Genomic DNA, 18,111 nt, shown 5'->3' on the forward strand with positions numbered 1-18,111 from the left:
GGGACGCTATTCCATGCGATGGCCTACGTGCTCCCGCCGGGGCCGGGAGGTTCGGTCGAGCTCGGGCCGGTGAGACATCACCTCGAAGCGCACCGGATCAGCCACTTCGCCGTCATGGGCCCGGCGTCTCCGCAGCAGATGGCGGATCTCGCGCACGCGATCGCGGATGCGGGGCGCGAGGCGGAGCTCCCGGTGCCGGTGACCCTGTCCAGCGACCCGCGACAGGTGTCCGCAGACCGGCCAGGGCACGCGGCGGCGGCCAGCGGCTTCTCCGAGTGGCCCGAGCCGCTCGGCATCGCGGCGCTCCGCGACCCCGACACTGCCTTCCTGGCCGGGCGCGCCACGGGAGAGGAGTTCCGGGCGGCCGGGCTGCACGTCCTCCTGGGCCCGCAGCTCGACGTCCTCACCGAGCTGCGCTGGGCCCGCGGCACCGGAACATTCGGGGGCGACCCCGAGCTCGTCATCGAGACCGCCGGCGCCTATCTGCGCGGGCTCCACGGCGACAACCCCAAGAACCGCGTCAGCGCGGTCGTCAAGCACTTCCCCGGGGCCGGCCCCCAGCTCGACGGAGAAGACTCCCACTTCGCGTACGGCAAGGACCAGGCGTATCCCGGAGGCCACTTCGAGACGCACCTCCGCCCCTTCGAAGCCCTCCTCGGGCAGGGCGTCACTCAGGTCATGCCCTACTACAGCAGGCCCATCGGCATCGGGCTGGAGGAGGTCGGGTTCGCCTTCAACAAGGAGGTGATCACCGGGCTGCTGCGCGAGCGCCTCGGCTTCGACGGCGTCGTGCTCAGCGACTTCGGCATTCTCACCGACCACGACATCATGGGTGAGACCGTTCCTGCCCGCGCGTGGGGACTGGAAGACGCGGACGTGCACACACGTGTCCTGCGTGCCCTCGAGGCCGGCGTCGACCAGTTCGGCGGCGAGGCCGTCCCCGAGGTCGTGGTGCAGCTGGTCGAGGACTCCCGGATCAGCGAGGAGCGGATCGATCAGTCGGTGCGCCGCATCCTGCTCGAGAAGGAGAGGCTGGGTCTCCTCGACGATGCTGCGCCGCGACCGCTCGCCGAAGAGCGACGCGAGCAGCTGCGGGTGGCGGGGCTTGCCGCCCAGCGACGGGCCGTCACGGTGCTGAAGGGCGGCTGGCCAGCCGTACCGGAGAGCGCGCCCGCCGTCTCCGTCAGCGCGACGGGTGAGGTGGACGAGGAACTCGGCGACGCGACGGCCGCCGTCGTCCTCGCCGAGGCCCCCTCCGAGCCTCGCAGCGGATTCTTCGAGTCGATGTTCCCCGCAGGGTCCCTCGACTTCCCCGACGCCCAGGTGGCCGAGATCGTCGACATCTGCCGCCGCATGCCGACCGTCGTCGCGGTGGACCTCACTCGTCCTGCTGTCCTGACGCCGATCGTTGACGAGGCCGCCGGACTGGTCGTCCACTACGGCTGCAGCCGGTCCGTCATCCTCGAGGTCGTGCGCGGCGGGGCGCCCGGAGAGGGGCGGCTGCCCGTGCAGCTGCCGAGGAGCATGGCCGACGTGCTGGACGGCGATCTGGACGCGCCCTTGGACATCGAGGACCCGCTGTTCGAGTTCGGTGCGGGCGCGGCTCCCCGCAACCACGAGATCCGGAAGGGGACCGAGCGATGACGCGCACATTCCTCTGGGGGGCTGCGACGTCTGCCCACCAGGTCGAGGGCAACAACGTCAACAGCGACTGGTGGCAGATCGAGCAGGTGGCCTCCGGCATCTTCGAGGCCAGCGGCGACGCGATCGACAGCTACCACCGGTATCGCGAGGAGATGGAGCTCCTCGCCGGCGCGCGGGTGAACACCTACCGGTTCAGCGTCGAGTGGGCGCGCATCGAGCCGCTGCCCGGACGATTCTCCCGAGCCGAGCTGGACCACTACCGGCGGATGATCGACGAAGCCCTGCGCCTCGGGCTCACGCCGATGGTGACGCTCCACCACTTCTCGCACCCGCAGTGGTTCGTCGACCGGGGAGGCTGGCTCGCGGACGACTCGGCGGAGATCTTCGCTCGATACTGCGACACGGTCTGCGAGATCCTCGAGGGCGTCGACTGGGTGTGCACCATCAACGAGCCGAACGTCCTGGCGTTCATCCAGTACTTCCACGGCCTCATCCGCAGCGGGGCACCTCTTCCTCCGCGCGACGAGCATGCGCGGCCGCCGCTGCCGGACATCGAGCTCGGTCGACGACTCGTCGAGGCGCACCACGCGGCGCGTGAGGTCGTTCGACGACGCACGCGCGCCCTGGTGGGGTGGAGCGTGGCCGGTCAGGCATTCACCCCGACCGATGGGAACGAGAGCACGTTCGCCGAGGTGAAGTACGCGTGGGAGGACTTCTACTACCTCGCCGCCCGAGGCGACGACTACGTGGGGGTGCAGTCCTACACCAGCCAGGCGGTCGACGCCGACGGCCCCGTCCCCCATGCTGATGCTCCCGACAACACCCTGACCGGCTGGGCATACCGCCCCGACGCTCTCGAGATCTGCGTGCGCAACGCGGCCGAGGTCACCTGCGGAGTGCCCATCGTGGTCACGGAGAACGGCATCGCCACGGCAGATGACGACGTCCGCATCGCGTACACGAAGGCCGCCCTCGCGGGGTTGTACACGGCGATGAACGACGGGATCGACGTTCGCGGCTACATCCACTGGTCGGCGGTGGACAACTTCGAGTGGGGGCACTGGCGACCGACCTTCGGCCTCATCGCCGTCGATCGCGAGACGTTCGAGCGCACGCCGAAGCCGAGCCTCCACTGGTTCGGCGCGGTCGCGGACCGCGGGCCGTCCTCGTCCGGCGAGCGACAGGGGTGACCGCCGTGCACGAGATCAGTCACGACACCGTGGCGGCGGCCGTCCGCGGAGCCGGTGCGATCGAGCACGCGGACGGTCGCGTGCTCGTACGCCGCCTGCCCGACTGGACCAAGGCTCAGTATCCCGACGTGACGATCGAGACGGGCGCGAGCTTTCTCTCCGGGGTGAGGCTCGAGCTGGACACGGCAGCGTCGCTGATCGAGCTGCGTCTCCTCTTCCGCCGACTCCATCTCGAGTCGGCGGGGTTCCCGCTGCGGCCCTGCGTGGTCAGCGTCGAGGGGGACGGCGAGCTGCTGCACTTCGTCCGGGACGAGGGCGACGTCCTCCGCGTCGACGCGGACTGGACCGCGCATCACGTCCCGGGGGCAACGAGCGTCATTCGTGCGCGGTTGCCGCGCGGAGGGCGATCGCGCCGGGTCGTCGTGTGGCTGCCGCATAACTGCGCGGCGGAGGTCGTGTCGCTCTCCGCGGACGCTCCTGTCGACGCGTCCGCTCACCGGGCGCCGCGTTGGGTGCACTACGGCAGCTCCATCAGCAACGCCTCCGAAGCTGACGATCCGACCGGGGTCTGGCCGGTCATCGTGGCCCGTCGCCTCGGCCTGGATCTGTACAACGTCGCGTTGCCCGGCAACGCGCAACTCGACGGGTTCGCCGCCCGCACGATCCGGGACACGCCCGCCTCGGTCATCACCCTCAAGCTGGGCATCAACGTGGTGAACGCGGCGAGCATGCTGCACCGCACGTTCGTTCCGGCCGTCCACGCGTTCCTCGACACGGTGCGGGAGGGGCATCCGCACACCCCGATCGTCGTGATCTCGCCCATCTTCTGCGGGCCGCACGAATCGGCGCCGGGGCCGACGGAGTTCCGTGACGGCAAGGCCACGACACGTGCGTCAGCGGACGCGACGGCGGGCGGTGCGCTCACCCTCCAGGGGATCCGACAGGCCCTGGTCGAGATCGTCGACCGGCGATCGAGGACGGACCCGTACCTGACCTACCGGGACGGGTTGACACTCCTGGGCCCGGACGACGCCGCCCGACTTCCGGACGACCTTCACCCGGACGCGGAGGGCTACGGCCTGATCGCCCGGAACTTCGTCGACGAACTCGCGGGCATCCTCCCCGGGGACGCTGTTCTCGACGACCTACCTTCCTGAGATCGCCGACGACGGAGCGTCGCTCCCGTCCCTCCGGTGGCCCTCAGAGCCGTGCTCACCAGCATGATCCCCAGGTCGGCTCGGCCGCCACGCATCGCGCTGCGCTGCCGCCGATCGCAGGCAGTGCACGGCGGCAGCGCGGACCGACACCACCGGGATAGACACAGCCGTCGCCGAGGGTCTAAGTTGTGCAACCAAGCCAATGCTGCACAGTCGTTCAGCATTTAGTTTCGATACAGGACGCCGACGTCCCGATCCTGGACGTCCCGACGCAGGGATCCTCCGATGACCACTTCCTCGTTCTCCGGCTCGGCCGCGACGAACACGCCACGGCAAGCCGACCCCAGCCCCTCCGGCACCTCGCACGGACGCGGTGACGCTCCTGGTGGCGCCCGCTACGTCGTGCTCCTCCTCGCGCTCATCTGGCCCGCCCAGCTGCTCACGGCCGCCGGTGTCGTCACCGGCACCACCAGCCCGGCCATCGCGCAGGCGTTTGCCACGACCCAGGTGGTGTGGTTCGGCCTGGCCTACACGCTGGTGTCCACCCTGCTCACCCCCGCCGTCTGCCGGCTCGGCGACATCTTCGGCAAGAAGCGAATCATGATGATCGCCGCGGGCATCGGCCTCGTCGGCGACCTGATCGTGGTGCTGGGCCCCTCCTTCGAGATGGTTCTGCTCGGACGGGCGCTGGCCGGCTTCTACGGGCCCATCGGCGCTCTCGTGTTCGCCACCGCGCGTGACGTCTTCCCGCCGCGGCGCGTCGGCGTCGCCAGCAGCCTCATCGGCAGCAGCCTTGGCCTGACGACCCTGCTCGCCCCCCTGGTCGTGGGAGTGCTGCTGGACAACTTCGGCTTCCGCGGCCCGCTGTGGTTCGTGGTCGTGGGCACCGCGATCGCCCTGGTGCTGCTGACCGTGCTGCCGGAAACCCCTCGTCGGGCACCGACGGCGCGCTTCGACTGGCTCGGCTCGCTGCTTCTCGGCACGGCCACGGTGGCACTGGTGTTCGGCGTCGACCGCGGAGGGAGCTGGGGCTGGAGCAGCGCACCCGTGCTCGGGCTGGGCGTCGTGACGGTCGCATGCCTGATCGGATTCGTGGTGGTCGAGCGTCGGCACGCCGAACCCGTGGTTGACGTGCGGATGCTGCGCCGCCGCGCGGTGGCCACAGTGTTGACGTCCACCTCGGTGCTGCAGGGAACCGTCTACGCCGTCGCGGTCGTGGCGACGCTGCTGACGCTTTTTCCGCCCATCCCGGGCGTCTCGGCCGGGCTGGGGTGGAGCGGGACGAAGACCGCGCTGGTGATGGCCACCGGCCAGCTGGCCATGTTCCTCCTGGGGTTCGTGGTCGGAAAGATGAGCGGGCGCTGGGACCCGCGGCGCCCCTGGCTGGTCGGATCCGTGATCACGACCCTCGGACTGGTCAGCTACGCCTTCCTGCACGGCAACGCATGGCAGATCGGCCTCTCCGCGCTCGTCGTCGGAATCGGCGGCGGCTTCTCGGTCGGCAGCGTCCCGCTGCTGATCCTCGGCTCTGTCAGCCCGAAGGAACAGTCGATGGCCAACGGCATGTCGGTCCTGCTGACCGGCGTCGCCACCGCCGTGGTCTCCACGGTGATCTTCGCCGTGATGGCCGCGTCGGGCGTCGTCATGGACGGCACCCAGTTCTACAGCGACGCCAGCTTCCGCAACGCCTACCTGGTGTGCGCTGCGATCCTCGCAGCATCGATCCCCGTCACCCTCGCCATCCCGCGCATCCTGAAGACCAGCGAGATCGAGTCGGGGCAGGCAGCGAGCTGAATCGAGCCGCCCGTTGAGTAGGTAGTGAATCGCCCCGGTGAGTCCGACTCGCCGGGGCGATTCATCGCCGTCCCGCAGACCGCGTTCGTACCTCCCGGGATCATCCCTTGCTGGTCGCGCCAAACTCCAACAGCCCGTGAGTTGCCAGCATGCTGTCGAAGCGGTCGATCATCGAGAAGTTGGGATTCAGCAGCCACTGCAGCTGGAGGCCATCGATGGTCGAGAGCACGAGCGAAGCGATGTCGTCCAGGGTCTCGCCGGCCGGCGGCTGGTATCCCTCCCGTCGCAAGGCCTCGACGATGAAGTTCGACAGCGTGGCGTACCGCTGGACGAAGTAGTCGTGGGCGGGATGGTCGGCGCTGACGGCCTCGGCAGCGAGCGTGACATAGAGGCGCATGAGGCCCGGCTGCTGCTCGTCCTCGATCACGATGCGGCGTACCCCGTCGACGACGCGGGCCGAGCTCGTGTACTGCTTCACCGTGTCGCCGGAGTGCCGATCGCGATGCTCGAGGACCGCGATGAGCAACTGCTCCTTCGAGCCGAAGTGGTGCAGGATCGTGCCGGCGGACACGCCGATGGTCCCGGCGATGTCCCGTAGGGAGCCGCCGCGGTAGCCGTCGCGCGCGAATGCGACGGTGGCCTCCTCGAGGATCTCCTTCTGCCGTGCGCGACCGGTCCGGTAGGGGCCGCGAACCCGACCTGGCCCGACGCCCGTCGGTTGAGCGTCATGCTGAGGTGTCTGATGGACGGGCGTGGGCATGCATGCACAATACGCAAGACGACGCGACGCTGGAGCCGATCAGCCGACGCCGATGGTCGACTCGCGGACGACCACCCGGTCGGAGCAGACGCTTGCGGTCTACGACGACCTGATCCGGCCGGGCACGATCCGCCACGTGGCGTTGTCCCAACCACCCGGCGTGGCAGACGACCGAGGCGCTGTGGATCGCCGAGGACCGCTCGCCCTCACCGGACTCACTGAGCCGTACTCGGACGACCTTCCCCGGACCACCTCTGGGGGAACCTGACAGGGACTCCCGACGCGAATGCGCTGTGCATAGGTTCGTCCGAGTACATCAGGACGAATCCGAAAGAGGCTCGCGGTGAAGAAGAAGTCGTTGATCGTGCCCATGACGCTCGGACTCGCGCTCTCGTTGGCCGCGTGCTCGCAGCCGGCCGGCGAGGCCGCCAGCCAGACGGCCGGCCAGGCCGACACCGACGACGAGCTCACCGGCCTGTGGCAGATGACCAGCCTCGAGGTCGGAACCGACGGCGACCTTCAGGAAGTCCCCTACTCCGGGCAGATCGCCTTCACGACCGACACGATGTCGGTCCAGGCGATGAACCCCGACACCGAGGCCGCCGACACCGAGTTCACCCTCGGCGGCTACGAGGCCTATTACGGGGACGCGACCATCGACGCCGAGGCGGGGACGTTCGCGGTGGAGGTCGAGTCCGCGGCCGCTCGCGACCTCATCGGGCAGACCCTCGAGCGCCGCTTCGAGGTCACCGACGACACCCTGGTGATCACCCCGGTCGACCCGGCGGACGGCTTCCGCGCCACCTACGAGCGCCATGGCGGGTAGCGTGCATCGGCCGACGACGCAGGCCGTCGCCGCCGCGCTCCCGGCCGCCCTGCTGGTCCTGCTGACCGGCTGCTCGTCGGAACCCTCGTCGTCGGCCCCTTCGACGCCTGCCGCGGGGACGTCGTCCGCGCCGTCTCCGTCGGAGCCGACGCCGAGCGCCGCGTCCGAGGCCGACGACGGCGTCGTCGGGACGGTCGTGCGGTTCAGCTCCGACGAGGCCGAGGTCGACGTCCTGATCGACCAGGACACGCCGGCTGTCCGCGACTTCCTGTCCATGCTGCCGCTGAGCCTGGAGTTCGAGGAGTACAACGGGCGCGAGAAGATCGCTTACCCCCCGCGGCCGCTCGAGCGCGGCGACACGCCGGGATCGCAACCGGTGGACGGGGACTTCATCTACTTCGAGCCGTGGGGCAACTTCGGTTTCTACTACAACGCGGAGGGCTCCGGCTTCGAGGAGACCACCGTGCACCTCGGCACCTTCGACGCGACTCTGGGGGAGCTGGAGCGTCTGGAGGGCGCCGTCGCAGTCGACGTCGTGGACTGAGAAGGCCGTTCGACGACACGCCGGCGCGAGGCGGGCGGGGCCGCGGGGCCACGCCCGCCTCGCGCGGGTGACGGTTTGTCAGACCCAGGTGGGCAGGTGCTCGGAGGTGTAACGAACGCCGACGGCGCCGTGCGGGATGATCTCGTCGATCCGCGCGAGGTCCGCCGGGGACAGGGTGACGTCGGCGGCCGCGAGGTTCTCCTCGAGCCGCGCCGCGGTGCGGGTGCCGGGGATCGGCACGACGTCGTCGCCCTGGGCCAGGAGCCATGCGAGGGCGAGCTGCGCGGCGCTGATGCCCTTGGTGGCGGCGAGCTCGTGGAGTTGGTCGACGGCCCGCTTGTTCGTCCGGTAGTTCTCGCCTTGCCAGCGTGCGTCGTGCCGGCGGAAGTCGTCCTCCTCGTACTCCTCGGCAGGCCTGACCGCCGAGGTCAGGAACCCCCTGCCCAGCGGCGAGTAGGGCACGAACCCGATGCCCAGCTCCCGCGCCGCGGGAAGGACCTCCGCCTCGACGCCGCGCTCGAACAGCGAGTACTCGGTCTGCAGCACGGAGACGGGCTGCACGGCGTGGGCGCGGCGCAGCGTCTCGGGCCCGACCTCGCTCAGCCCGAAGTGGCGGACCTTGCCCTCATCGATCAGCTCCTTGACCGTGCCGGCGACGTCCTCGACCGGGACGTTCGGGTCCTGCCGGTGCTGGTAGAGCACGTCGATGACGTCGGTGCCGAGGTGGCGCAGGCTGTTCTCGGTCACGCGGCGGATGTTCGCCGGGCTGGAGTCGTGGCCGTTGGAGTTGCCCTGGTCGTCGTAGGTGAAGCCGAACTTGGTGGCGATCTGGACTTCGTCGCGGAACGGGGCGACGGCCTCGCCGAGCATGATCTCGTTGGACCCGTCGCCGCGGTTATGCAGCTCGGCGGTGTCGAACAGGGTCACGCCGAGCTCGTGAGCCCGGCGGATCACCGCGACGTGCTCATCGCGGGATCCTCCCGAGCCGTAGAAGGCGGTCATGCCCATCGTCCCGAAGCCGATCTCGGCGACGGTCAGGCCGTGGCGACCCAGTGAGCGCTGCTTCAGCATGGTGTGTTCCTTCCTGATGAGGATCCGCCGGTAGACGGCGCGGCGCACGGCCGGTGTCGGTCCGCATGCCGCAGCGGCCCTTCGACCGTACGGATGTCCCCGTCGGTGTGGGAGACCCGGGCAGGCACCCCCGCTCCCGTCGGCCGGGGGTCCCTGCCCGTGCCTCCCGGCGGCGGCCTGCGCGACGTACGTTCGGATCATGAAGAAGGACGAGGTGCGGGAGTTCCTGATGTCGCGGCGGGCGAAGGTGACGCCCGCACAGGTCGGGCTGCCCGATCTGGACGACGACCGGCGCGTGGACGGGCTGCGCCGCGAGGAAGTCGCCCAGCTCGCCGGTGTGAGTCCGGAGTACTACACGCGCCTGGAGCGCGGCAACATCCGCGGTGCCTCCGACAGTGTGCTGGACGCGATCGCCCGCGCCCTGCAGCTGAACGACCTGGAGCGCGCCCACCTGTTCGACCTCGCCCAGGACGCCCGCTCCGCGCCCCGGAGCCGGTCCCTTGCCCTGTCGGATGCCGTGCGCCCTTCGGTGCAGAGGGTGCTCGACAACCTCGCAGTGCCGGCGATCGTCTTCAACCCCGAGCACGACATCGTCGCCTGGAACGAGGGCGGGCGCGCCCTGTACTACCCGCACTTCGACACCGACGACCAGCCCAACATCGCCCGCTTCATCTTCCTCGACCGCCGGGCCCGCTCGTACTACGGGGACTGGGAGGAGGCCCGGCGGATGACCGCGGCGATGCTGCGCCTGTACGCCGGCCGCGACCCGCTGAACGCGGCGATCACCGCCCTGATCGGCGAGCTGTCCACCCGCAGCCCTCTGTTCCGGCAGGACTGGGCCCGCCAGGAGGTGTACGAGCACCGCTCCGGCGAGAAGACCTTCAACCACCCGCACCTCGGCCCCATCCGCGTGACGTTCGACGGCTTCGAGATGCCGGGCGAGGAGGGCCTGTCGATCGTCACCTACAGCGCCGAGGCCGGGACGGCCGACGCCGACCGGCTTGCTCTGCTCCCCATCTGGGCCGAGAGCGAGCAGGCCGCCACCTGGACGTCCTGACGGTCGCACCGCGGGCCCTGGGGGTACCTGAGCGGGTCTCCCAGTCATCGATCCGGCCGATCTACGGTCGTAGCCGTGAGCGCAAATCTGGTGCTCCGACCGCTCGGCACCATTGCCGTCTTCGTCGACATCGAACGGCGCGAGTGATCACAGACTTCTGGAAGCGAAAGGGCAAGACATCACCATGACGACACGGAAGATCGGTTCGCTGGAGGTCAGCGCGATCGGCCTGGGCGGGATGCCGCTGTCGGTCGACGGCCGTCCCGACGAGGCTCGCGCGATCGCGACGATCCATGCGGCTCTGGACGCAGGGGTGACGCTGATCGACAGCGCCGACGCCTACCAGGTCGGGTCGGACGACAACAATCACAACGAGCTCCTGATCGCCAAGGCGCTGCGCGGCTACCCGGGCGGCACGACGGACGTCCTCGTCGCCACGAAGGGCGGGTTCGAGCGTCCGTCGGACGGCAGCTGGGTGAACAACGGCACGCCTGAGCACCTGAAGGCCGCCGCGGCGGTCTCGGCGAAGAACCTGGGCGTGGACAGCATCGCCCTGTACCAGTTCCACCACCCCGACCCCGCCGTGCCGTTCGAGGACTCGATCGGCGCGCTGAAGGACCTCCTTGACGACGGTCTGATCCGCGCCGCGGGCGTCTCGAACGTCAGCACGGAGCAGATCCTCGCCGCCCGCGAGATCCTCGGCGACGGGCTGGTGTCGGTGCAGAACCAGTTCTCCCCGGCCCACCAGGACTCCCGCCGCGAGCTGGAGCTGGCCGCCGAGCTGGGGCTGGCGTTCCTGCCCTGGAGCCCGCTGGGCGGCATCGGCCGAGGCGGAAGCCTGGCCGGCGCGAACTCGGCGTTCACCGAGATCGCCGCCGAGCGGGGCGTGAGCCCCCAGCAGGTCGCTCTGGCGTGGGAGCTGTCCCTGTCGCCGACCGTGATCCCGATCCCGGGCGCCTCCCGCCCGGAGAGCATCACCGACTCCGCCCGTGCGGCCGACCTGCAGCTCACCGACGCCGAGCTGGCTCGCCTGGGCAGCTGACGCCGTCGAGCGTCGGAATACTGCAACACCACGAAAGAAGGAAAGACATCATGCGTGGAGTAGTCCTGGAAGGACCTCGCGACATCCGGGTCATCGATCGCGAGGACCCGACCATCGTCGACCCGACCGACGCGGTCATCCGCATCACCGCGACCTGCATCTGCGGGTCCGACCTGTGGCCCTACCGCGGCGAGGACGACAGCGAGCACCAGGTGATGGGCCACGAGTACGTCGGCGTCGTCACCGAGATCGGCGACGACATCACGACGCTCGAGGTCGGCGACCACGTGGTGGGATCGTTCGTGATCTCCGACAACACGTGCGAGATCTGCCAGGCCGGGTACCAGTCGAAGTGCGTGCACGCGGAGTTCGTCGCGCACACCGTCGGTACCCAGGCCGAGTACGCCCGTATCCCGCACGCGGACGGCACGCTGGTGAAGACCCCGGGCGAGCCCGACCCCGAGATCGTGCCCTCGCTGCTGGCCGCCTCCGACGTGCTGGGCACCGGCTGGTTCGCGGCCGTCGCAGCCGAGGCCGGCCCTGGCAAGACTGTCGCGGTGGTCGGAGATGGAGCCGTGGGGCTGATGGGTGTGCTCGCGGCGAAGGAATTGGGCGCGGAGCGGATCATCGTCTCCAGCCGTCACGCCGACCGGCAGGCCCTAGCCCGCGAGTTCGGCGCGACCGACGTCCTTGCCGAGCGCGGCGAGGAGTTCGTCGCGAAGGTCAAGGAGCTCACGAACGGGTACGGCGCGCACAGCGTCATCGAGGCCGTGGGCACCCCGGAGGCGTTCACGCAGGCCCGCAAGTCGGTCCGCCCCGGCGGCCACGTCGGCTTCGTCGGCATCGCACACGACGTTCAGATCCCCGGCGACGAGCTGTTCTTCGACGAGATCCACCTGCACGGCGGCCCCGCCCCCGTGCGGCGGTTCCTGCCCGAGCTGATCCAGCTCATCTGGGACCGGAAGATCGACCCCGGGAAGGTCTTCGACCTCACCCTTCCCCTCGAGGACGCCGCCGAGGGCTACAAGGCGATGGACGAGCGCCGCGCCACCAAGGTGCTCCTCACCGTCTGACGCAAACCGTCCGACCCAGGCCGTCCCACTCGGCCCCTGACACGCTCCGGGGTCGCGGCCCCGTGCGCCGCGACCCCGGAGCCTGTCGCGCTCTCACGACCCGCGCGGCATCCGATCCGCGCCACATCCTTGCTGCACCTCCAGGACGCCAGATGATGCTCTCCTCACCCACCCGCGAGACCGCGCACGACGATGCTCGGCTTCCGCTCGGCGGCCTCCTCGCACTGGCCACGATCGGCTTCATCACCGTGATGACCGAGGCGATGCCGGCCGGCATCCTTCCCGCGATGAGCGCCGACCTCGGGGTCACCGAGGCCGCCGCGGGGCAGACCGTGACGATCTACGCCATCGGCTCGGGCGCGGCCGCGCTGCCGCTCACGGCGGCCACGATCGGCTGGCCGCGCCGCCGGCTGCTCTTGCTCGCGGTCACCGGCTTCGCGCTGACCAACGCCGTGACCGCCATCTCGACCAGCTACCTGCTGACCATGGCGGCGCGGCTCGGTGCCGGCGTCGTGGCCGGGCTCGTCTGGGCGCTGCTGGCCGGCTACGCCCGCCGCATGGTCGCCCCCGGCCAGCGCGGCAGAGCGATGGCGATCGCGATGGCGGGCACCCCCGTGGCGCTGTCGATCGGAGTCCCGGCCGGCACCTTCATGGCCGGCGTGGTCGGATGGCGCGCCGCCTTCGTCATCATGTCCGTCCTCGCTCTCGCGGCCATCGTGTGGATCGTCGCCGCGGTGCCGCCGTTCCCGGGGACCGCGCGCGGCGACCGGCTCTCGATCCGGAGCACCTTCCGCATCCCCGGGGTCGCCGTCGTCCTGTTCGTGATCCTCACGGTCGTGACCGCCCACAACGTCCTTTACAACTACATCGCCCCCTACCTCGCCTCGGTCGGCCTCGCCGACAGGGTCGACACCGTGCTGCTCGTCTTCGGGCTCGCCTCCCTCGTGAGCATCGGCGTCACCGGGGCCCTCATCGACCGGCACCTGCGGGCCCTGATGATCGCCAGCACCACGCTGTTCGCGCTCGCCGCCACGCTCCTCGCGGCGTTCTCCGGCACGCACTGGCTCGTCTACGTCGCGGCCGGGGTCTGGGGCCTCGCCTTCGGCGGGGTGGCGACCCTCGTGCAGACCGCCCTCGCTGAGGCCGCCGGTGCCGCGGGCGACGTCGCGCAGTCGATGTCCGTGATGACCTGGAACGCCGGCATCGCCGGCGGGGGCATCCTCGGCGGGCTCGTCCTCAACGGATGGGGGCCCGGGCCCCTGCCCTCGACGGTGCTGATCCTCGTCACCGCCGGCCTGGTCGCCGTCCTCGCCGCACGCCGACACGGCTTCCCCGACCCGACCCACCGCGGAGCCGCGCAGAGCGCTGCCCCGCTCGAGAAGGCAGGTACCCACCATGACTGACCTCACCCGGCGCACGCTGGGTCGTCCCGCGTCCTGCGGGCCCTCCGGCACAGGACGACCACCAGCACGACGACCGCCGCGGCGGCGACCGGGACGAGACGCCTGACCAGCGCCGGCCCGGCGGCGCCGACCAGGTCCACCGGCTCCGCCGCCGGCCACGGTGGCACGTGCTTCGCGGTCCCGGCGGGCTCGACCCTCCGTTCGTCGGCGGGCCGGACCTCCGGTTCGACGGGTGCGGCCGCCGTCGCGGCGACGGGCCCGGCCTCCGTCGCGGCGTCGGGCCCGGCCGCCGGTGCGGTGGTGTCGGCGGGTTCGACCTCCGGGTCGGGCGCGACGACCGTGAGCTGGCCGGCCAGGCAGTCGGCGAACCGGCCGATCAGCTTGTTGCCGACGTCCACCATGACGCCGCGGCCGAACTGCGCCGGCCTGCCGGTGATGTCGAGGTCCGTCTCCACCCGGACGTCGGTCGTCGACGGGTCGGCGCCCGGGTGCAGGGACATCGTCACCGTCGCGGCGGCCGTGCCGTTGCCCCGGGCGTCCTTGCCCTGCGCGCGCATCTGCGCGCGGTGGGCGTCGGCGTCGCGCTCCAGCCACCGGCCCGTGCCGGAATAGGTGAGGGAGATCGGCCCGACCTTCACCTTGACCGTGCCGGCGAGCTCGTCGCCCTCGACGCGCTCGAGCGTCGCGCCCGGCATGCACGGGACCACCCGTTCGACGTCGGTCAGCGTCGACCAGGCCTCGTCGACGCCGACCGGCACGCGGAAGGAGTGCTCGAGCTGCATCAGATCCCCGCCGCGGCGACCACGGCGCGGCGCGTGAGCACCGTCGCGAGGTGGTGGCGATAGTCGGCCTGCCCCGCGAGGTCGCTCGGCGGGCTGGCGCCGTCGGCGGCGTGCGCGCTCGCGACGGCCACGGAGTCGGCGGAGGCGGCGACGCCGGCCAGGGCCTGCTCCGCCGCCGCGGCCCGCAGCGGGGTCGGGCCCATGTTCGTCAGGCCGATGCGGGCCTCCGCGATGGCGCCGTCGTCCCGGCGCACGACGGCCGCGACGCCCACGGTCGCCCACGACTGCGCCACCCGGTGGAACTTCTCGTAGTGGTGTCCCCACTCGGCGCCGAGCTTCGGCACCCGCACGGCGACGAGGACGTCGCCCTCGCCCATGGCCGACTGCAGGTAGTCGACGAAGAACTCGGCCGCCTCGACGGTCCGCCGTCCGGAAGGACCCGCCACCTCGAAGGTGGCGCCGAGCACCAGGGCGGCCGCCGGCAGGTCGCCGGCGGGGTCGGCGTGCGCCAACGACCCGCCGAGCGTGCCGCGGTGCCGCACCGCCGGGTCGGCGACCGTCGTCGTGACGTCCACGAGCAGCGGCGCGTGCTCGGCCACCAGCGGCGAGTCGAGCACGTCGTGGTGCGTCGTCGCCGCGCCGATGCGCAGCTCGGCGCCCTCGTCGGTGATGCCGAGGAGCTCGTCCACACGCCCCACGTCGACGAGCGCGGTGGGGACCGCCAGCCGCAGCCGCATCAGCGGCAGCAGGGACTGGCCGCCGGCGAGGACCTTCGCGTCCTCGCCGTGGGCGGCCAGGGCGGCGACGGCGTCGTCGACGCTCGTCGCGCGCACGTAGTCGAACTCGGCCGGGATCATCGAGCACCTCCGGTGCGTGCGGCCTGGATCGCCCGCCAGACCCGTTCGGGCGAGCAGGGCATGTCGATGCCCGTGACGCCGAGCGGGCGCAGCGCGTCCAGCACGGCGTTGACGACGGCGGGCGTGGAGGCGATGGTCCCGGTCTCGCCGACGCCCTTGACCCCGAGCGGGTTCGTCGTCGACGGCGTCTCGGTGCGGCCCACGTCCCACGGCGGCAGGTCGGGGGCGGCGGGCACGAGGTAGTCGACCATGGTGCCCGTGGTGAGGTTGCCGTCCGCGTCGTACACGGCCTCCTCGTACAGCGCCTGCGCGACGCCCTGCGCCACACCGCCGTGCACCTGCCCCTCGACGACGGTGGGGTTGACCACCGTCCCGACGTCGTCGACGGCGGCGTACTTGCGGATCGTCACGAAACCCGTCTCGGTGTCGACCTCGACGGCGCACAGGTGCGTGCCGTGCGGGTAGGAGAAGACGTCGGGGTCGTGGACCGCGTCGGCGGCGAGGACCGGCTCGAGCCCCTCGGGCAGGTCGTGGGCCGCGAACGCTGCGAACGCGAGCTCCTGGATCGTCTTCTCCGTCCCCGGCTGCCCCTTGACCCGGAACGTGCCGGCCACGTGCTCGACGTCGTCCGGGTTGGCCTCCAGCAGGTGCGCCGCGACGCGCCGCGCCTTGTCGACGACCTTGCCGGCGGCCTTCATGATCGCGACGCCCCCGACGGCGAGCGACCGCGAGCCGTAGGTGTCGAGCCCGATCGGCGCCGTGGCGGTGTCGCCGTGCAGCACGTCGATGTCGTCGAACGGGATGCCGAGGGCGTCGCTCGCGACCTGCGCGAACGTCGTCACGTGGGCCTGCCCGTGCGGCGAGGTGCCCACGACGACCTCGGCGTGACCGGTCGGCAGGATGCGGACGCTCGCCGCCTCCCATCCGCCGGCCACGTAGCCCGTGCGCCCCAGCCACCGCGACGGCGCGAGGCCGCACATCTCGGTGTACGTCGAGATGCCGATCCCGAGCCGGACGGCGTCGCCGCGCTCGACCCGCGACGCCTGCTCGGCGCGCAGGGCGTCGTAGCCGAAGATCTCCTGAGCCTTCGCGGTGGCGGCCTCGTAGTCGCCGCTGTCGTACTCCAGCCCGACGACGGTCGTGTACGGGAAGTCCGTGATCCAGTTCCGGCGGCGGAACTCCAGCGGCTCCATGCCGATCTCGGCGGCGGCGTCGTCCATGAGCCGCTCGATGACGTAGGTCGCCTCCGGTCTCCCGGCGCCGCGGTAGGCGTCAGTCGGCGTCTTGGTCGTGAAGATGCCCTGGCAGGAGAACGAGTGCGTCCCGAACCGGTAGATCCCGGGGTACATGTACCGGCCGAGCAGGGGGATGCTCGGCGTGAGCAGCTGGAGGTACGCGCCCATGTCGGCGGTGAGCTCGACCTTGAGCCCCAGGACGTCGCCGTCGGGAGTCATCGTGAGCTCGGCCTCCTGGACCAGGTCGCGCCCGTGGATCGTGGCGAGGTAGCCCTCGCTGCGCGACTCCGTCCACTTCACCGGCCGCCCGAGCCGGCGTGCGAGCACCGGGACGATGATCTCCTCCGCGTAGACGTCCAGCTTCGAGCCGAAGCCGCCGCCGACGTCGGGCGCGATCACCCGGATCTTCTGCTCCGGCCAGCCCGTGTTGAGCGCCAGGAAGATCCGTACGAAGTGCGGCACCTGCGTGGCGGTCCACAGCGTGAGCTCGTCCGTGGCGGGGACGTAGCTCGCCACGACGGACCGCGGCTCCATCGCGTTGGGGATGACCCGCTGGTTGACGTAGCGCCGCGTGACGGTCACGACGCCGGCTCCCTGCTTGGTCGCCTCGTAGTCGCCCCAGTCCTCGCGGTAGGTGAAGCACCGGTTGGCCGGGACGTCGTCGTGCACCAGCGGCGCGCCGTCCGCCTGCGCGGCCGCCATGTCGACGACGGCGGGCAACGGGTCGTAGTCGACGTCGATCGCCTCCAGGGCGTCGGCCGCGGCGTACCGGCTCTCGGCCACCACGACGGCGACGCCGTCCCCGACGTAGCGGACCTTGTCGGTCGCGAGGGGCAGGTGCGGCGGGGTGGCCAGGTCGTCCGAGACCGCCCACGCCGTGGGCAGCGTCGACCAGGAGCCGGCCAGGTCCGCGCCGGTGAACGCGTCGACGACGCCGGGCAGGTCCTTGGCGGCGGAGACGTCGACCCGGGTGATCCGGGCGTGCGCCATCGGGCTGCGCAGGATCGCGCAGTAGAGCATCCCGGGCAGGGCGACGTTGTCGGTCCAGGTGGTCTGGCCGGTGAGCAGGCGCGGGTCCTCCTTGCGCAGCCGTGCCCGGCCGACCTCGCCGGCGGTCTCCTCGGGTGCCACCGTGCCGGTCATGACGCCGCCCCCGCCTCGGTCGTGGCGGACGGGGCGCCGGCGGCGTCGGCGGACTCGGCGGCGGCCCGCACCGCCTTGACGATGTTGTGGTAGCCGGTGCACCGGCAGAGATTGCCCTCGAGGCCGTCCCGGATCTCGTCGTCGGACGGGTCGGGGTTGTGCTTCAGCAGGTCCGCCGCCGCCATGATCATGCCCGGCGTGCAGTAGCCGCACTGCAGGGCGTGGTTCTCGTGGAACGCGGTCTGCAGCGGGTGCCAGCCCGAGCCGTCCGCCATGCCCTCGATGGTGGTGACGTCGTGGCCGTCGGCCTGCACGGCCAGCATCGTGCAGGACTTGGCGCTGTGCCCGTCGACGTGCACGGTGCAGGCGCCGCAGTTCGACGTGTCGCACCCGACGACGGTGCCGACCTTGCCGAGACGGTCGCGCAGGTAGTGGACCAGCAGCAGACGGGGCTCCACCTCGTCGGTGTGCGCCACCCCGTCGACCGTCACGCTGACGCGGAGCGGTCCTCGGGTCGTGGTCTCGGGCATGGG

Annotated in this window: 16 protein-coding genes; 10 read left to right on the top strand and 6 right to left on the bottom strand. The window is 71.2% G+C overall.

Features of this window, described 5'->3' with window-relative positions:
* The first annotated feature begins 18 nt into the window (after positions 1-18).
* The 4 genes from ABD254_RS20995 (at position 19) to ABD254_RS21010 (ending at position 5,785) form a co-directional block, all read left to right on the top strand.
* Positions 19-1,644, top strand: coding sequence for a glycoside hydrolase family 3 protein (locus ABD254_RS20995; RefSeq protein ID WP_344250873.1), 1,626 nt, complete (start codon positions 19-21; stop codon positions 1,642-1,644).
* Positions 1,641-2,834, top strand: coding sequence for a glycoside hydrolase family 1 protein (locus tag ABD254_RS21000; protein WP_344250875.1), 1,194 nt, complete (start codon positions 1,641-1,643; stop codon positions 2,832-2,834). Before ABD254_RS20995 ends, ABD254_RS21000 begins: the two co-directional genes overlap by 4 nt.
* Entirely contained in the window at positions 2,831-3,991 is a 1,161-nt protein-coding gene (locus tag ABD254_RS21005; protein ID WP_344250877.1) for a GDSL-type esterase/lipase family protein, read from the top strand. The genes ABD254_RS21000 and ABD254_RS21005 overlap by 4 nt, the downstream gene beginning before the upstream one ends.
* A 402-nt stretch (positions 3,992-4,393) precedes the next feature.
* On the top strand, positions 4,394-5,785 hold the full coding sequence (locus tag ABD254_RS21010) for an MFS transporter (protein WP_344250879.1): 1,392 nt from the start codon (positions 4,394-4,396) through the stop codon (positions 5,783-5,785).
* Between the two features lie 100 nt (positions 5,786-5,885).
* Here the strand turns inward: ABD254_RS21010 and ABD254_RS21015 are convergent, their stop codons facing one another.
* Positions 5,886-6,545, bottom strand: a complete 660-nt coding sequence (locus ABD254_RS21015) for a TetR/AcrR family transcriptional regulator (RefSeq protein WP_344250881.1) — start codon at positions 6,543-6,545, stop codon at positions 5,886-5,888.
* A 343-nt stretch (positions 6,546-6,888) separates the two neighbouring features.
* On the opposite strand from ABD254_RS21015, the gene ABD254_RS21020 reads away from it, so the two are divergent.
* Both ABD254_RS21020 and ABD254_RS21025 read left to right on the top strand, forming a co-directional pair.
* Positions 6,889-7,371, top strand: a complete 483-nt coding sequence (locus ABD254_RS21020) for a lipocalin-like domain-containing protein (protein WP_344250883.1) — start codon at positions 6,889-6,891, stop codon at positions 7,369-7,371.
* Between the two features lies 1 nt (position 7,372).
* A complete protein-coding gene (locus ABD254_RS21025) occupies positions 7,373-7,915 on the top strand; it encodes a cyclophilin-like fold protein (protein WP_344250885.1) in 543 nt (180 codons plus the stop codon).
* A 78-nt stretch (positions 7,916-7,993) separates the two neighbouring features.
* Here the strand turns inward: ABD254_RS21025 and ABD254_RS21030 are convergent, their stop codons facing one another.
* A complete protein-coding gene (locus tag ABD254_RS21030) occupies positions 7,994-8,986 on the bottom strand; it encodes an aldo/keto reductase (RefSeq protein WP_344250887.1) in 993 nt (330 codons plus the stop codon).
* A 199-nt stretch (positions 8,987-9,185) separates the two neighbouring features.
* On the opposite strand from ABD254_RS21030, the gene ABD254_RS21035 reads away from it, so the two are divergent.
* The 4 genes from ABD254_RS21035 (at position 9,186) to ABD254_RS21050 (ending at position 13,561) form a co-directional block, all read left to right on the top strand.
* Positions 9,186-10,043 (top strand): helix-turn-helix transcriptional regulator, encoded by an 858-nt coding sequence (locus ABD254_RS21035; protein ID WP_344250889.1) that lies wholly within the window; start codon positions 9,186-9,188, stop codon positions 10,041-10,043.
* 184 nt (positions 10,044-10,227) lie between these two features.
* Positions 10,228-11,085, top strand: a complete 858-nt coding sequence (locus ABD254_RS21040; RefSeq protein WP_344250891.1) for an aldo/keto reductase — start codon at positions 10,228-10,230, stop codon at positions 11,083-11,085.
* A 50-nt stretch (positions 11,086-11,135) separates the two neighbouring features.
* Positions 11,136-12,158, top strand: a complete 1,023-nt coding sequence (locus ABD254_RS21045) for a zinc-dependent alcohol dehydrogenase family protein (RefSeq protein WP_344250893.1) — start codon at positions 11,136-11,138, stop codon at positions 12,156-12,158.
* A 152-nt stretch (positions 12,159-12,310) separates the two neighbouring features.
* Positions 12,311-13,561 carry an MFS transporter gene (locus tag ABD254_RS21050; RefSeq protein ID WP_344250895.1) on the top strand — a complete coding sequence of 417 codons (1,251 nt, stop codon included), beginning with the start codon at positions 12,311-12,313 and terminating at the stop codon, positions 13,559-13,561.
* A gap of 2 nt (positions 13,562-13,563) precedes the next feature.
* On the opposite strand, the gene ABD254_RS21055 is transcribed toward ABD254_RS21050, so the two are convergent.
* From ABD254_RS21055 to ABD254_RS21070, 4 genes are read right to left on the bottom strand one after another with little or no spacing between them, the layout of a single operon-like run.
* Entirely contained in the window at positions 13,564-14,343 is a 780-nt protein-coding gene (locus tag ABD254_RS21055; protein WP_344250897.1) for an SRPBCC family protein, read from the bottom strand.
* The gene (locus ABD254_RS21060) at positions 14,343-15,200 is read right to left on the bottom strand and encodes an FAD binding domain-containing protein (RefSeq protein WP_344250899.1); all 858 of its coding nucleotides are present in this window, start codon (positions 15,198-15,200) and stop codon (positions 14,343-14,345) included. Before ABD254_RS21060 ends, ABD254_RS21055 begins: the two co-directional genes overlap by 1 nt.
* Positions 15,197-17,578 carry a xanthine dehydrogenase family protein molybdopterin-binding subunit gene (locus tag ABD254_RS21065; protein ID WP_344250902.1) on the bottom strand — a complete coding sequence of 794 codons (2,382 nt, stop codon included), beginning with the start codon at positions 17,576-17,578 and terminating at the stop codon, positions 15,197-15,199. The genes ABD254_RS21060 and ABD254_RS21065 overlap by 4 nt, the downstream gene beginning before the upstream one ends.
* Positions 17,575-18,108 (bottom strand): (2Fe-2S)-binding protein, encoded by a 534-nt coding sequence (locus ABD254_RS21070; RefSeq protein WP_344250904.1) that lies wholly within the window; start codon positions 18,106-18,108, stop codon positions 17,575-17,577. Before ABD254_RS21070 ends, ABD254_RS21065 begins: the two co-directional genes overlap by 4 nt.
* Positions 18,109-18,111 lie beyond the last annotated feature (3 nt).

The sequence above is a fragment of the Isoptericola hypogeus genome, from assembly GCF_039531145.1.
Lineage (GTDB): Bacteria > Actinomycetota > Actinomycetes > Actinomycetales > Cellulomonadaceae > Isoptericola > Isoptericola hypogeus.

Bases quoted from the DNA above. Each gene is read 5' to 3' on its own strand.
- ABD254_RS20995 (WP_344250873.1), top strand. From the start codon at position 19: ATGGCCTACGTGCTCCCGCCGGGGCCGGGAGGTTCGGTCGAGCTCGGG.
- ABD254_RS21000 (WP_344250875.1), top strand. From the start codon at position 1,641: ATGACGCGCACATTCCTCTGGGGGGCTGCGACGTCTGCCCACCAGGTC.
- ABD254_RS21015 (WP_344250881.1), bottom strand. From the start codon at position 6,545: ATGCCCACGCCCGTCCATCAGACACCTCAGCATGACGCTCAACCGACG.
- ABD254_RS21030 (WP_344250887.1), bottom strand. From the start codon at position 8,986: ATGCTGAAGCAGCGCTCACTGGGTCGCCACGGCCTGACCGTCGCCGAG.
- ABD254_RS21035 (WP_344250889.1), top strand. From the start codon at position 9,186: ATGAAGAAGGACGAGGTGCGGGAGTTCCTGATGTCGCGGCGGGCGAAG.
- ABD254_RS21040 (WP_344250891.1), top strand. From the start codon at position 10,228: ATGACGACACGGAAGATCGGTTCGCTGGAGGTCAGCGCGATCGGCCTG.
- ABD254_RS21045 (WP_344250893.1), top strand. From the start codon at position 11,136: ATGCGTGGAGTAGTCCTGGAAGGACCTCGCGACATCCGGGTCATCGAT.
- ABD254_RS21050 (WP_344250895.1), top strand. From the start codon at position 12,311: ATGATGCTCTCCTCACCCACCCGCGAGACCGCGCACGACGATGCTCGG.
- ABD254_RS21055 (WP_344250897.1), bottom strand. From the start codon at position 14,343: ATGCAGCTCGAGCACTCCTTCCGCGTGCCGGTCGGCGTCGACGAGGCC.
- ABD254_RS21060 (WP_344250899.1), bottom strand. From the start codon at position 15,200: ATGATCCCGGCCGAGTTCGACTACGTGCGCGCGACGAGCGTCGACGAC.
- ABD254_RS21065 (WP_344250902.1), bottom strand. From the start codon at position 17,578: ATGACCGGCACGGTGGCACCCGAGGAGACCGCCGGCGAGGTCGGCCGG.
- ABD254_RS21070 (WP_344250904.1), bottom strand. From the start codon at position 18,108: ATGCCCGAGACCACGACCCGAGGACCGCTCCGCGTCAGCGTGACGGTC.